The organism is Sinorhizobium sp. B11 (assembly GCA_039725955.1).
Taxonomy (GTDB): domain Bacteria; phylum Pseudomonadota; class Alphaproteobacteria; order Rhizobiales; family Rhizobiaceae; genus Rhizobium.
Window position 1 is genome coordinate 1,241,756 of record CP091033.1, and the last position, 14,053, is coordinate 1,255,808.

General features: G+C 61.4%; 10 protein-coding genes. 1 reads left to right on the forward strand and 9 read right to left on the reverse strand.

What is annotated here, in order from left to right:
• Position 1: 1 nt before the first annotated feature.
• From LVY75_05580 to LVY75_05595, 4 genes are all read right to left on the reverse strand, one after another.
• Complete coding sequence (locus LVY75_05580) at positions 2 to 997, reverse strand: ABC transporter permease (protein ID XAZ19627.1); 996 nt, start codon at positions 995 to 997, stop codon at positions 2 to 4.
• A complete protein-coding gene (locus LVY75_05585) occupies positions 994 to 2,010 on the reverse strand; it encodes an ABC transporter permease (protein ID XAZ19628.1) in 1,017 nt (338 codons plus the stop codon). Before LVY75_05585 ends, LVY75_05580 begins: the two co-directional genes overlap by 4 nt.
• Positions 2,003 to 3,493, reverse strand: coding sequence for a sugar ABC transporter ATP-binding protein (locus LVY75_05590; GenBank protein ID XAZ19629.1), 1,491 nt, complete (start codon positions 3,491 to 3,493; stop codon positions 2,003 to 2,005). The genes LVY75_05585 and LVY75_05590 overlap by 8 nt, the downstream gene beginning before the upstream one ends.
• Before the next feature lie 112 nt (positions 3,494 to 3,605).
• On the reverse strand, positions 3,606 to 4,574 hold the full coding sequence (locus tag LVY75_05595) for a substrate-binding domain-containing protein (protein XAZ19630.1): 969 nt from the start codon (positions 4,572 to 4,574) through the stop codon (positions 3,606 to 3,608).
• Between the two features lie 243 nt (positions 4,575 to 4,817).
• On the opposite strand from LVY75_05595, the gene LVY75_05600 reads away from it, so the two are divergent.
• Entirely contained in the window at positions 4,818 to 5,891 is a 1,074-nt protein-coding gene (locus tag LVY75_05600) for a LacI family DNA-binding transcriptional regulator (GenBank protein XAZ19631.1), read from the forward strand.
• A gap of 122 nt (positions 5,892 to 6,013) precedes the next feature.
• Here LVY75_05600 and LVY75_05605 read toward each other — a convergent pair whose 3' ends face one another.
• Genes LVY75_05605 through LVY75_05625 form a run of 5 tightly spaced genes read right to left on the reverse strand, consistent with a single transcriptional unit; the run spans position 6,014 to position 14,042 of the window.
• Positions 6,014 to 7,807 (reverse strand): GMC family oxidoreductase, encoded by a 1,794-nt coding sequence (locus tag LVY75_05605; GenBank protein ID XAZ19632.1) that lies wholly within the window; start codon positions 7,805 to 7,807, stop codon positions 6,014 to 6,016.
• 2 nt (positions 7,808 to 7,809) lie between these two features.
• Positions 7,810 to 10,599 carry a cytochrome c gene (locus LVY75_05610; GenBank protein ID XAZ19633.1) on the reverse strand — a complete coding sequence of 930 codons (2,790 nt, stop codon included), beginning with the start codon at positions 10,597 to 10,599 and terminating at the stop codon, positions 7,810 to 7,812.
• A gap of 16 nt (positions 10,600 to 10,615) precedes the next feature.
• Complete coding sequence (locus LVY75_05615) at positions 10,616 to 12,091, reverse strand: cytochrome c (GenBank protein XAZ19634.1); 1,476 nt, start codon at positions 12,089 to 12,091, stop codon at positions 10,616 to 10,618.
• Positions 12,088 to 12,519 (reverse strand): hypothetical protein, encoded by a 432-nt coding sequence (locus LVY75_05620; protein XAZ19635.1) that lies wholly within the window; start codon positions 12,517 to 12,519, stop codon positions 12,088 to 12,090. The genes LVY75_05615 and LVY75_05620 overlap by 4 nt, the downstream gene beginning before the upstream one ends.
• Complete coding sequence (locus LVY75_05625) at positions 12,516 to 14,042, reverse strand: cytochrome c (GenBank protein ID XAZ19636.1); 1,527 nt, start codon at positions 14,040 to 14,042, stop codon at positions 12,516 to 12,518. Before LVY75_05625 ends, LVY75_05620 begins: the two co-directional genes overlap by 4 nt.
• Between the last annotated feature and the right edge of the window lie 11 nt (positions 14,043 to 14,053).

Genomic DNA, 14,053 nt, shown 5'->3' on the forward strand with positions numbered 1-14,053 from the left:
GTCACCCCTTCTTTCTGCGCGATGCGATGTAGGTTGAAACGATGGTTCTTGCCGCCATGACGACGATCATCAGCACGCCCCAGAGTGCTGTCGCGAGATGCTGGTTTGCGCCCATGAGATTGAGGCCGGAAGACAGCAGCTGGAGCACGATAAGCGCCACGAACACCGGCAACACACGGCCAAACCCGCCGAACGGATTGATGCCGCCGAGAAACGCCGCAAGCACCGTGATCAACAGATAGGACTCACCATGGCCGACGCGGACCGAGTTGAAACGGGCGAGCATGATAACGCCGGCGACCGCGCACATGAGGCCCGAAAGCGTGTAGACCAGAACCAGGATGCGGCGCGTATTCAGGCCGGAGTAGCGTGCCGCCTCGATATTTGAACCGACCATCAACAGCCCGAAGCCGAGTTTGAAGCGCGTCAGCAGGAGCTGCCACAGGCCAACGCAGGCGATGAAGATCAAAAGCGGGATCGGCAATCCCAGGATCGAACCATGCCCGATCGGAGCGATGAAGGAAGGGAATCCGGACACATCGCCGCCGCGGGTCAGAAATTCGCCGAGGCCACGCAGGAAGATCATCATGGATAGCGTGACGAGAATTGGATGCGCCCGTGTGTAGGCGATCGCAGCACCGGTCATCAGCCCGGCAGCGCCGCCGGTGGCGAGTGCAGCAAGGACACCGAGCAGGAACGCGCCTGGAGACGCGTCGGCCCCGCCGTACATCTGCATCACCGAGGCTGCGGCCAATCCGGAAAGGTTTGCCGTGAAGGTGATGGAGAGGTTGATCCCGCCGGTCAGGAGGGGAAGCAGCATGGCGAGCGTGAGAAGCCCGAGTTCAGGAAGCTGGAAGGCAACCGAACCGAATGTTGCAGCGGAGATGAAATTGTTTGCGGCCAGACCGAAGATGACGATCACCGCCACGAATGCGATAGCCGGTCCGGTCATATCGGCGCCGAAGGTGGCGTTGAACTTTTGAGCCATGGCCTTCATTGGTGCGTGCCCCTAGTTTTGGCGCTGCCCTTGGCGAGAAACGGGAAAAGCTTGTCGATCCGTGCGGACGAGAGCGTGATGGCGATGAGGATGATCGCGCCGACGATCATCTTGAATGCAAAGGGCGACACGCCCATGAGGTTGAGGCCGTTTTGGGTGATCGAGACCATCAAGACGCCGAGGACGCAGCCGATGACCGAGCCCTTGCCGCCACCGAGCCTCGCACCGCCGAGAACCGTAGCCGCCAGGACATCCAGTTCCCGGCCATAGAGGGCGTTCGGAACGACTTCCTCGGCATAGTGGGCCTGCATCAATCCGGCGATCCCGGCCATGAGACCCATCCAGCCGAACGAAATGTAGTGCATCGCTGCAATGTTGATCCCGAAGCGGCGTGCCCCTTCCGGATTGTCACCAAATGCGTAAAGCTGCCGTCCGATGGTGGTGCGGGAAATCATCAACCAGGTCGCGAGGCAGCAAAGGATCATGACGACGACAGGCAGTGTCAGCTCGATCCAGGAGCCGTCAGCCATCTCGCGTTCGAAAAATACCACGCGCGTCGTCAGCCATTCCGGCAGGTCGTAGATCGACACGCCCTTGGTGAAGAACATCAGCAGCCCGAAGAAGATGTTGAAGGTCGAGATGGTTGCGACGATCGAGATGATATGCAGCCGGTAAACCAGGGCCGCATTGATCAGACCCAGGCCAATGCCGATGGCGCCGGCGATGATGAAGCCTTCCGCCCAGTTGCCGCCGCCCAATGCGCCAAGGGCCAGCGCGGTAATGTATTGGACCACCGAGGCGGCCACAGCGAAGGAAATGTCGATCCCGCCCGAGATCAGGACGACGAGAAGGCCAACGGCAAAGATGATGTTGACGGCCGAGACGTTCAGCACATCGAACGCGTTCGAGATCGTAAAAAACCGATCGGTGGCCAAAGACAGCCCGACGCAAAGCACGACCATGACCGCCAGAAGCGTGAATTCCGTTGTGTGTCCAAGGATCAGCCTACGCATAGACGGCAGACTCCAGTTCGATGAGCGATAAATGTCGCGGGTCGTAGGTTGCGCGGATCCTGCCTTCGACCATGTGAATGATGCGATCCGCATTGAAGTAGACTTCCGGCGGCTCGTCGGAGATCAGAATGATCGCAAGGCCCTGAGCAGCAAGCTTGCGCACGATCTCGAAGATGCCTGCGCGCGCACCGACGTCTACGCCCACGGTCGGGGCGTCGAGAATGAGGATTTTCGGACCGATCGCGAGCCATTTGGCAATCGCGACGCGCTGCTGATTGCCGCCCGACAACGTCCGGATGGGGTCGTCGGCCGTACCGATCTTGACACCGAGCGCTGAAATCCAGTGGCTGACCACACTCGCCTTCTTCACGGGCGAGATCATCCCCCCGGACAGAAGCTTATCGAGCGATGCCATAACCAGGTTGTCGGCTATCGACTGCGGCTGGTTGAGGCCGAGAGACAAACGGTCTTCGGAGAGGTAGCCCACTCCGGCGCGAATTGCGTCGCGATTGGAGCCGAACTTGACGGTCTTGCCCTCGATGGCGATTTCCCCTGCCTGCGGACGGTGCATCCCGAAGAGTGTAAGCGCCAGTTCGGTGCGGCCGGCGCCGAGGAGGCCGGTAATGCCGAGCGTCTCACCTCGGCGAAGGTCGAACGATATATCTTCGAACTCCGTTGCGCGCGTCAGCCCGCGGACGGAAAGCACGACCTGCGCGTCGTCGTGATCGGCGGCGATGACGGAACTGTCGAAGTTTCTGCCGGTCATCAGCTCGGTCACCCGTGATTGAGTCATGCCCTCGACAGGGAAGACGCCAACGAGCGCTCCGTCGCGAAGTACGGTCATGCGGTCCGAGATTTCGAGCACCTCCGCGAGACGGTGCGAGACGAAGACCACGGCCACTCCGGACGCCGACAGGTTGCGCACGATATCGATCAGGTAATCGGTCTCGGATTGCGTCAGCGAAGCGGTCGGCTCGTCCATGAAGACAAGACGCGCCTCGCCGACAAGAGCGCGTGCGATCGCAACGATCTGGCGTTGGGCGATCGGCAGCTCCTTCAATGGAAGATGGATATCGATGCTGACGCCGAGACGGCTGAGCGCTTTCCTCGCTGCTTCCTCGATGGCGCGTTTGTCGACGAGACCATATTTGCCGTTGACGGCATACTGAAACCCGATGTTCTCGGCGACGGTCATTTCCCCGAACAGTGCCAGGTCCTGCCAGATCACCTGGATGCCGAGCGATTGCGCCAACGTGGGTGTCATGGCCGAGATCGCCTTGCCGTCGAAGAAGAACTCGGCCCCCTCCTGTGGCTTGTAGACCCCCGTGATGACCTTGATGAGCGTGCTCTTGCCGCAGCCGTTCTCCCCCGCCAGGCAATGCACCTCCCCCGGGTTGACTTCAAACGACACGCCCTTCAGCGCGCGCACGCCGCCGAAGGTCACCTTGATGTTCTTGAGTGAAAGCAGCGGTTCGTCGCTCATGGAGTATCCTCCTGTTCAGCCGCTGGATGGCGGCTGGTTCAGGTTTTCCGATATTCGTAAACTGGGGGGTCGCGGGAATTGTCCGCGACCCCGGGCTTGGGTCCAGGGAGGATTAGAGGCCCATGCCGACAAGCTTGTCGATGCTGTCCTTGTTGATCGCCAGCAACTGGTCGACGACGATGGTGTTGCCCTCGGGGTTGATCTTTCCAAGGCCCTCGATGTCGTCGCCGGCCTTCGGCGTCTCACCCTTGGAAATACGATCGGCAAGCGTCACGAAGACTTCACCCGCCTGCTTGGGATTCCACATGAAGCCACCGGTCAGCGCGCCGGACTTGATGAGCTTTGCCCCCTGCCCGGGAGAAAATGGACCGATCACGAACACCTTGCCGTCCTTGCGGCGCTCTTCGACAGCACGACCCGCACCGATCGGCCCCTGCGAACCGAAGGCGAGGAAACCCGTCAGATCAGCGTTGGCCGCCATCAGGTCGAGCGCGGTCGAGCGGCTCTTGTCGACGTCTTCAGCCACGCCGTAGCGGTCACCGACAAGCTTCATGTCCGGATAATTCGCCTTGATATAAGCGATTGCTGCATCGGCCCAGGCGTTGTGCAGGGGCACGGTGAGCGAGCCGACAAATACGGCATACGATCCCTTGCCGCCCATCTTCTCAGCGAGCAGCTTGCCATGCGCCTCGCCGAAGCCCTTGGCGGAGGCCAGTTCGAAATCCCAATCGGCGCCGACCTGCTTGGGCGATTCATGGGTAATGACCTTGATACCGGCCTCCTGGGCCTTCTTGAGAACAGGTTCGAGAACCTTGGCATCATTCGGCACGACGCCGATGTAATCGACCTTCTGAGCAATCAGGTCTTCGATGGCGCGGACCTGCAGCGCAGGGTCGGCACTGGTCGGACCGACCATGAAGCCTTCAACGCCGAGCTTGGCACTCTGCTCCTTGATGCCCGCCTCCATGGCATTAAACCACGGGATGCCGCCGATCTTCACCACGACACCAATCTTCGGACCAGCAAAGGCCGTTGACGCGAGCAAGGACAAGCCGAGCGTGATCGCAAATAGCTTTTTCATTGGGTATTCCCTCCTCCACTGAGCCGGCAAGGAAGCACCGTTCGCGAAAGCCCCATGCTCTCGCGCTCAACGTTAGCCCCGCATTGCGGAACTCCTCCCTGTCGCTTTCCTCAAAGCCCCATCTCCATGCACAATCGGTCTTGCATTTATGCACCATCGATGGTGCAATTACCCTACCACGGAAAAGACTTTCGTCAAGAGGACTGCTGATCTAGAGAGAAAGAGCCACTGGAAGGTTTGCGGATGTCTGAAAAAGAACGAAAAAAAGCAACTATTTATGATTTGTCCGTCGTGTCAGGAGCATCCCCGTCGACAGTGGCCTCGGTGCTAAACGGCACATGGCGCAAGCGGCGCATCTCCGAGGAGACCGCCGCCAAGATACTGTCGCTGGCCAGAGAGCATGACTACAAGGCGAACCTGCAGGCTCGCGCGCTGCGCAGTTCCCGTTCGGGTCTGGTCGGGTTGCTTTTGCCCGTCTACGACAACAGGTTCTTCTCGTCCATGGCGCAGACCTTCGAGAGCGAAGCGCGAAAGCGGGGCCTTGTGCCTATGGTTGTCTCAGGCCGCCGCGACCCCCAGGAAGAGCGCCGTACGGTGGAGTCTCTCATCGCCTATGCGATCGACTCGCTGTTTATCGCCGGAGCAACAGATCCGGATGGCGTCCACGAGATCTGCATGCGTGCAGGGCTGCCTCACGTCAACATCGATCTGCCAGGCAAGTTCGCGTCATCCGTGATTGCGGATAACCGTCAAGGCGCTGAAGCGTTGACTTCGGCGATCATTCGCCATGCCGAAACATTAGGACCACTGCACGCCGGCGATGTCTACCTGTTCGGCGGCCGCAACGACCACGCCAGTCGGGAGCGTATCGCCGGTTTCCATGCCGTCAAGCAATCCGTATTTGGAGCGGTCACAAAAGGAGATATCGAGATCACAGGCTACTCGCCTGGCGCGACGGCGCTTGCGTTCGACCGTTTTTTCGACAAGCACGGCAGGCTGCCCAGATGCTTTTTCATCAACTCGTCCATCAATTTTGAAGGGCTATTGCGGTTCATGGGGCGCCACGACGGAGAGGCGTTCGGAGACATCGTCGTCGGATGCTTCGACTACGATCCGTTCGCTTCATTCCTACCCTTTCCCGTTTACATGATCAGACCGAATATCTCGAAAATGCTCGAGCGGGGTTTTGACCTTCTCGAAGAGCCGAAGCCTTTGACGATCATGATCGAGCCGGAGTTGGTTCCTCCCCGCACCGCCTTGGAGGGCCCGCTTGATGCGTTAAATGATCCTTCCCCGCCATTTGTGTTTGCCGAATGAAGCACCGCAACGACAATGACGAGACCCTGCAGGATTTCCATCAGCGGGTCGAATAGGATACCGGGGCAAGGGCGATCCATCCGGCAAAGCCGGGGCTGGTGTTTGTTCATGGCCGTACTCCGTCAGCTATCGGCAAGAATGACGTCAGCCGCCTTCTCGGCGATCATGTAGACCGCCGTGGCAAGGAAGTATCCGGGAATTCGAGGGAAGACCGAAGCATCGACGACGCGCAGGCCTTCGATACCGTGCACCCGGAAACGGCTGTCGAGCACGCCGCCATCTTCCCGACGACCGATGGCGCAAGTGCCGCAGGCATGGTGGCCCCAGGCATTTTCGGCGACGTAGTTTCGAAGCGCCTCATCGCTCTCGTTTTGCCGGCCGGGCTCCTCTTCGCAAGCGATGAGATCGTCCATGGCATCGTTGACCTTCCTGACGAAGCGAATGGCATGGACAACGGCGTCGAGGTCGAGGTCGTAATTGCCGGTCCCCTCGGAGAAGGAATGGAAGACGACGGCAGGCAGGACAGTGGGATCGGCACTTCTCAACCGGACCGTTCCGCCCTGATTTTCGGTATAGGCCTTGAGGATCGCCCAGGTCATGTAATCCGGCTTGCGGATGCGCGCGGAATAATCGGGATAATAGCCGCGGAAATCGGCCAGCAGCGAGAAACAATGCAGGTCGGGTTCCGTCAGCGTGTCGCGGGATTTGAGCGTCAGGGAAAACATGACGCCGTTGCTCGTATAGTTGCCGATGCGGAACCTGCGCCATCGCCTGTAATGAGCGTCGCGCGTCGTATAGGTCACGCCCTTGAGCGCCGACCAGGGTTCGTTCATCCGGCTGACGACTCCGACCTCATAGCGGTCCTGCAGGTTCCGCCCAACGCGTGGAAGCGCTTCGACGACACGGATCTTGTGCTTGCGCAGATGCGCGGGATCGCCGATGCCGGAAAGCATCAGAAGTTGCGGCGAGGCGAAGGCGCCGCCTGAGAGGATGATCTCGCGCCCGGCCCGGATGACCTGCTCACGTCCCTCACCGTCGACGCAGCGGACCGCCACCGCCCGCTTGCCGTCAAATTCAATGCGCGTGACCGTGGTATTCAAACGAAGCGCTAGGCGGTCCGGGTGCCGCTTCAGGACGTCGAGTAGCCGCTCGCGCGGCCCGTGCCTGGTGTGGCGGCGCGTCGAAAGTGGCGTGACGCGCACGCCGCAGGCGCCGACATTCCAGTTGCGGCTGTCGTTCGGGTCGATCTCGGTCGTCTCCCAGTCGGAGCCCCTCTTGCCGAAAGCATCGGCGGCTGCGCCGACGCTGCGCAGCAGTGCCCGCCACAGCGGCCAGTCTCGCAGGACCCTGAGCGGCAGCGCCCGCTCCGTCGTCATCCACCCCCACCATCCGTGGCCGGTCGGGTTGAGGCCCGTTGCGGCGGCGAGCCATCGCCACAGGAAGAAACGGTAGCGGCAGCGTTCGATGCGCTCGAAATAACCCTGCATGTGCGAGGCCTTCCAGCTCTCGTCGCCGGTGATCGCAAAGATGTGGTTCCAGTCGCAATGATTGGGCCGCACGATGATCATCGCATGATGGGCGGTGCAGCCGCCGAGCCCGCGCACACGCGGATAGAGCACGCCATCCCTTTTCTTGCAGTAACGCCAGTCGCGCTCCTGCATCTCCTGGTTTTCGTAGTGGCGCACCCAATGGTTCTCAGCCATGCCGGGATGTTCCGAGGCAAAGGCGTGAAAGGCCGGCACGCGGGAGGCATCGGCAAGGGGCATGTCGGAACTGTCGCCCACCTTGGCGAGCGGATCGCCGCCAGCCTCGATGACGAGTACGGTCCGCCCCTCTTCGGCGAGCCGTGCGGCGACGACGGCGCCGCCCGCTCCGCTGCCGATGACGATATAATCGTAGGTCTGCCCGCCGGACATAGTCAGAACTGCTTCAGATAGGAGATCAGCGCGTTCTTGTCCGATTGCGGAAGATCGGCGCCGAATGTGTGCCCGCCATTGACGACATAGTCAGGACACTTGCTCAAGCCTATAAGGCGATCGACGAGCCTGGTGTCTCGCACCACCTTCTCGGCCTTGGCGAGCACGGCGGGATCGGCAAGCTCTTCCGGCGAGCATTGACCGCCGAGCTCGGAGAAGGCCCCGATCAGCGCCGGGCCGTTGGCGATCAGCCTCTTGTAGTTGGCGAACTTGTCCTCCTCGTCATTGTCGGGCAGCAGCTCGGTATTGGTCAGCGCGTTGACTGGGAAACCGGCAGGGAACGGGCCGATAGTGATCGAGCCGTCCTTCTTGAAGGCCCAACCGGCAACTCGGCTCAACAGGCCGGTGAAGGGCCGCACCTTGTCGGGCACGAAGCCCGGCGGCACAATCAGGCAGGAGGGAGCGCTCGTCCGGTAGATATAGCCGGGCACCGGCGCCTCGGTCATCTTGTCCATGCGGCGCGTCTGCGGCGAGAGCATCTGGCGGATCGACCGATCGAAGACCGCAAGCCTGTTTTCGATGCAGGGCATATATGGATCGCGGGCGTCCGCCGCCGGACAAGAGGTGCCTCGCCCGGCGCCGTAACCGCCGGCATAGTCCTGATTGTAGTAGTCGGTCCCGTAATAGCTGTCTTCGTGGCCAACCGAATTATTGAGCAGGAAGGGCGCTGTTGACCAGAGGCTGACGAGTGAGGGTGGCCTCAGATAACCGCGCCCATTGCCTGCCGCCTGCAGCGGCGTCGCCGCCCCTGAAACCGGATGATTGACGGTCACCTCATGCGGTGGTGGCAGCGATTTGTAGGTAGAAGAGGTGAAGTTGTCCCAAATATCGCCCGAAAGCCCGTTGGTGGCGATCGCGCTGCAGGCATTGGTGCGCACGACATCCATCGGCACGCGCCGTTCCGTGGAAAGGTAATTGCCGTCGAGGAAGTCCTTTCCATCCGCATCCTTCTCGGTGACGAGCTTGACCATGCCTGCCTTGAAGGCATCTGACTGCGCCCAGGCCCAGTAGCGATCCCAGCATTCGCGATAATGCGGGCCGGACCCGCCGCCGGCGCATATGCCCTCATCGACGCCGAGATCCGGTGCGGGCACCGGCTGCTTGCTCGAATGGCAGGCCGCGCAGTTTTCGGCAAAGACGATCTTGCCGCGCTCGACCTCGACCGGATTGCGCGCTTCGAGCACCTTTTCCCCGACCGGCGTATCCTTCAAATGATCGGCGCGAGCGGCAACCAGAAAGAATATCGCCATGTCTGGTGTCATCGCCTCGGTCGCCTGCCAGTAGACCGAATTCTTCTGGGCATCGGCAATGCGGATCGGCGAGATCTTTTGCCCGCCGAGGAAGGGGCGGAAATGCAGCAGCCATTCTTCGCTGAAAAGGCCGATATTGAGATAGACGCGGTTGAGCGCACCGAGCGTGCCGACGGAATCGGCGCCGTCCTTCAGGACGCGCATCGAGGCAACGGTGCCGGTCGCCTTGTCGTAAAGCGAACCGAAGGCTGCGGTCTGCGGATAGTCCTGCGCCTGCTTGTTGTCCTTCTCGTCCCCCTTGATGATTTCCTTGCCTGTCTTCGCCCCGATGCGCAGCCGCTCCAGGACGTCGTAGACGGCGTTCATGGTGCGGGGATTGTTCATGTAATCGCTCGAGACCAGCGACGTATCGAGCGAACCCGGCGGATTCGTGTGGAAGAGCTGGAAGAGGAAGTTGCCTTCGTTCTGGGCCGGCTCCCCTGGCTTTGCGCGCGGCTTGGTGTTCCAGAAGAAGATGCGGTCGACCCAGAAATACTGGGCGCCGGGATTGGAGGAGATTTCAGAAAATTCGGGGCTCTCGACATTCTTCGGCGGATTGATCGGGTTGGGACCGACATGGCAGAAGGCGCAGGACATCCCGACGCGATAAGGTCGCACGAGATCCTTGTCGTTGTAATAGGACGGATCGGTGTAGTAGCGCAGCGCATCCCAATGTTCGGCGGCCTTGCTGTCGAAATCGGGGTTAGGGAAGAGACGCAGGCCCATGACGCCTGTCGGCTCGCCATAGTAGGAGCCGACCGGGATTTTCTTCTCTTCGCCCTTCACCTTGACCGTGGTACCGCGCGAGCCGATCTGCACGCCGGGATAACGGGCATCGGCCTCGGCATTTCCGCCGAAACTGTCGGCGGCGCAGTCCTTGTCGCGCTGATCGAGCCACAGGCCCCAATGATCGGGATCGGCGCTCTTCGCGGCCGTGAAGCAGGGCTCATTGACGAGCCCGAGATAGCGGAAGCGATTGTCGCGGCCATATGCCATCGTCGGATGGGACGAAATGGTTTTCAGAAGATCGAAGGAGCCGATCGTGGCACGGGCGGCGAAATCCCAGAACTTGTCGTTACCGCCGGTCCAGACGATCCAGGCATTCTGCCCGCGGATCGCCGCCTTGCGGACGGCCTCCGGATCGAGGCCGGTGGCGGTTGCGACCTCCTTGATCTCGGCGGGATAATCGACGCCGGCTGCCGGCGGCAAGAGCAGGCCCTTGTCCATCGCCGCAAAGTAAGACTCGCTCGCCCCTGGAAATTCCTCGACCTTACGGTGGACTTTCTTCGCTTCATCCTCGACACGGCCGAACTGGCCGGAATCCGGCTCGATCAGCCACCAGACGATGAGCGCAACCCCGACGATGGCGACGACGGCAAGAGTGACGACCGCCACCACGATCCAGGCGAGAAACCGTACGATGCGCTGTCTGACGTTTGCCATCGATCCCTCCTGATGGTCAAAGTGTCTTGAGATAGGAAAGCAGCTGCTCCTTCGCCTCCTGAGGCAGATCCGTGCCCCAGAGGTGGCCGCCATTGCCGTTGCCCGGCTGGCTCGTATCGTAAAGCGTGCCGTACTGTTGCCCCGCTGTGTCACGCCCGCTCACGAAGCCGCCGTTCTCAGCATCCACCAGATCGTAGCCGCGGTAGAACTGTGTCGGCCGCTCGGCCGGTGGAAGCAGCAGGGCGCGCAATGTCGGGACGCTGCCATTATGCAGGTAGGGACCGCGTAGCCAGAGACCTCTGAGACCCGTCGCGACATAACCGTCAGTCTTCTGGAAGTTGGTAAAACCCCAGGCATAACCAGGCTCGTAAGCCGCGTAGCGGTCGCGGGCCGCGGGGGTCCACATGTCCAGGCGATGGCGGTCCGTGCCGAGTTCGACGATCGAGATCGGGGTCCGGTAGCGCGCACCCTTGGCATCGTGGCAGACGGCGCATCGCGCCAGATAGATCGCTCGACCGGCGTCTACCGCCGCCGCATCGACATGATAGGAATCGCCTTCTGGCTTGAGCGGAGAAAAGGGCGACGGCGGCGGTCCCTGCAGGCGAATGAAATCGGTAATGCGGCGAAGCCCCTCTTCCGTCCCCCCGTAGGATTTGTAGGTCATGCCGTCACCGATCGCACCGGAAACTACGGTCTCGTAGAGGTCGGTCTGCAAGCCGTCCCAATGGAGCGAGAAGCGGCGCGTGTTGGTGGCGGAGAGATCGGCAAGCGACCACAGCGGCATCATGTCGGAATTGCCGATCGTGTGATCGTCGGCCAGTTCAAGATTCTGGAACTTGACCGGATTGAAGGGATCGATCCGGCCAGGACCCCAGTCCGGCCGATCCTTCATCCAGGCGAAGCGTCGCCCCTGTTCCTGCAGGGCTGACCGGGTCGCTGGAATCAGGACGAAACGATAGAGCGCCCGCTCCCAGAGCGGCATGTCGTAGATCCTGCCGATCTCCGCCATCACCCGGTCGGCGGTGAAGCGCGGATCGGCGCCGACGGCGATCAGGAAGCGGATATAGGCCTGCGGATTGACCCTCGTTCCCGGCCCCGCCTCGACTAGCCGCGCCGGCTCGTCGGCGCGAAGCCGGTAGCTGCCCTGGTGGCAGAAGGCGCAGTTCGGCGCGACGCGCTCGATGACGCCGAGCGTCCTGACCGAAAGGCCGACCGGAACCTCGTCGCCGGTTCGCCAATAGAGGCCGAATGCGCCGTATCCATCGGCATTGGCGGGCAGATGCTCGGGAAAGAGCTGCGGCAGGACGCGCCAGATCCAGTAGGGAATGCCCTGCGCTTCTTCATTGCCAATCGAACCGTGATTGAAAACCTCCGCGAGATCGTTCGTCCGCGGCTGGGCCACCGGCCGGAAGAGCAGGAAGAACAGCGCGAAGGCGCCGACGACGAGCAGGACCAGAACGCCGAAAAGCCATTTCCAGAAGACGCGCCTCATGCCGGTCTCCCTTCGGCGATATTCTGTTCGAGCCGCAGGATGCGCAGGAGACAGAAAAGCGTCGCGATGCCGACCGATCCGTCGAGGAAGACGCCGGCGAGATAGCCGAGCGGCTGGTCGAAGACGAAGACGGCAAGAAAGAAGAAAACCGTGCCGAGCGTACGGGAGGGGAAGACCGCGAGCCAGGCGAACACGCGGTAGCGGTCGATATCGAGCGTCGCCGGAATGTAGAAGATCGACAGGATCCCGAGCAGCAGACCGGCAAATCGCGGCCAGATCAGCTGGTTGACGGTAATTCCGAAGAGGCCGAGGATCCATTCCGGACAAAAGATGAGCGGCAGGACGAAGGCGAAGTTCAGAAGGATGCCGATCCAGACGAGGACCGCATGCCGTGCCTTCCATTTGCTGAGCGAGCGCGACTGGGTCATAGCGTTTTCATATATTCGACGAGGGCGTCTTTTGCCGCGTCCGGCAGCTCGGTGCCGTAGCGATATCCTTCATGGCCGGCATTGCCATTGCCGGGCCGCGTGGTGTCGTAGCGGAAGAGATCCCCTCCGGCCGACTGATCCGAGCGGTAGCCCACCCTGGCGAGATCGAATTCGTCGCTGCCACGAAACCAGACGGGCGGCCGCCTGGTGCTCGGCTCGAGCAGATCGCGTAGCGTCGGCACCGAGCCGTTGTGCAGATAGGGCGAGCGCGCCCAGATGCCGTCGAGCGGGTGGTTGGCATAGCCGTCCGTCTTGTGGAAGCGGCTGAAGCGCCAGGGATAGCCGGCGTAAAGCAGGTTCTGCTCAGCAGCAAAATTTGCCGTATAGGAGGTCCAGCGTCCGGCATCGGTGCCGATATCAGCGAGCGGAACCGTCTTGCCGAGGCGTGTGAAACGCCGCCTGTCGTAGCTGTAGTCGTTCGCATCCTTGAAGCCGTGGCAATCGGCACAGTAATGCAGGAACAGCGTCTTGCCCTCCGCCACTTTCGCTTGATCGATCTTGGCTGCGGAAGGGAATGGGGGCGAAGGCAGATCCCACATCCAGTCCTCGATGCGCGCGATCGATGCCCGGTCGACCGTCACAGGCGTCACGCCGGCGCCGAGTGCGGCGCTCAGGTTTCGTTCGGCGACGGAATCATTGTTGCCGTCCCAATGGAGGTTCATGCCCTCTCGGGGGCGCTGGCGCCAGATGGCGGGATAGTCGGAAGAGCCGTTCAGCGCCGCGCCTGATATATGAGCCTCGTCCATGGGAAAGTTGAACTGCAGCGCCTTGTAAGGATTGAACGTATCCACGCGGCCGGGACCCCAATCCTCCTGACGCTTGACGAAATCGAGCTGGGTGCCGAGATCGAGGAAGGCGCTCTTGACCCTTGGAAACACCACGTAACGATAGATCAGCCGCTCGAAGACATTGAGGTCACCTCCAACCTTGGGGCTATCGATCGTCGCAATCAGCGTGTCGGCGGTGAAGCCGGGATCGCGGCCGACGTCGATGAAGAAACGGATGAATTCCTGCAGACGCAGATTGTTGGACGGCGCGCCGGCAATGAGGTGGCGAACCGGATCGCCGGGCAGACGATAGGTGCCGACATGGCAGACGGAACAGTTGAGCCAGACCCGCTCGACGCCTGAGACCACGCGGCGCGACACCCCGATCGGAAGATCGTCGCCCGGCTTTTCGTAGAGGAAACCGAAGCGGCTCCAGCCTTCCGGCCCGAGCTTGTCGGCATACATGACCGGCAAGGCCTTGAAGACCCAATAGGGCGGCCCCGTCGCCGTCTCGCTGCCGATCGAGCCATGCATGAAATGCTCGCTCTGACTTTTGAACGCGACGACATACTGGTTGACGAAAACCAGATAGTAGACGAGCGCGAGCAACAGCAGCACGACGACCGCCAGCCACCAGCGGCGGTGGCGGGCGACGGCGATCTCGACGGGTGTCTTGCGGTCGTTGTCGCTGCTCATGGATCCCCTCC

Excerpts from the sequence above, each read along its gene's own strand:
- LVY75_05580 (XAZ19627.1), bottom strand. The coding sequence starts at position 997 with ATGAAGGCCATGGCTCAAAAGTTCAACGCCACCTTCGGCGCCGATATG.
- LVY75_05585 (XAZ19628.1), bottom strand. The coding sequence starts at position 2,010 with ATGCGTAGGCTGATCCTTGGACACACAACGGAATTCACGCTTCTGGCG.
- LVY75_05590 (XAZ19629.1), bottom strand. The coding sequence starts at position 3,493 with ATGAGCGACGAACCGCTGCTTTCACTCAAGAACATCAAGGTGACCTTC.
- LVY75_05595 (XAZ19630.1), bottom strand. The coding sequence starts at position 4,574 with ATGAAAAAGCTATTTGCGATCACGCTCGGCTTGTCCTTGCTCGCGTCA.
- LVY75_05600 (XAZ19631.1), top strand. The coding sequence starts at position 4,818 with ATGTCTGAAAAAGAACGAAAAAAAGCAACTATTTATGATTTGTCCGTC.
- LVY75_05605 (XAZ19632.1), bottom strand. The coding sequence starts at position 7,807 with ATGTCCGGCGGGCAGACCTACGATTATATCGTCATCGGCAGCGGAGCG.
- LVY75_05610 (XAZ19633.1), bottom strand. The coding sequence starts at position 10,599 with ATGGCAAACGTCAGACAGCGCATCGTACGGTTTCTCGCCTGGATCGTG.
- LVY75_05615 (XAZ19634.1), bottom strand. The coding sequence starts at position 12,091 with ATGAGGCGCGTCTTCTGGAAATGGCTTTTCGGCGTTCTGGTCCTGCTC.
- LVY75_05620 (XAZ19635.1), bottom strand. The coding sequence starts at position 12,519 with ATGACCCAGTCGCGCTCGCTCAGCAAATGGAAGGCACGGCATGCGGTC.
- LVY75_05625 (XAZ19636.1), bottom strand. The coding sequence starts at position 14,042 with ATGAGCAGCGACAACGACCGCAAGACACCCGTCGAGATCGCCGTCGCC.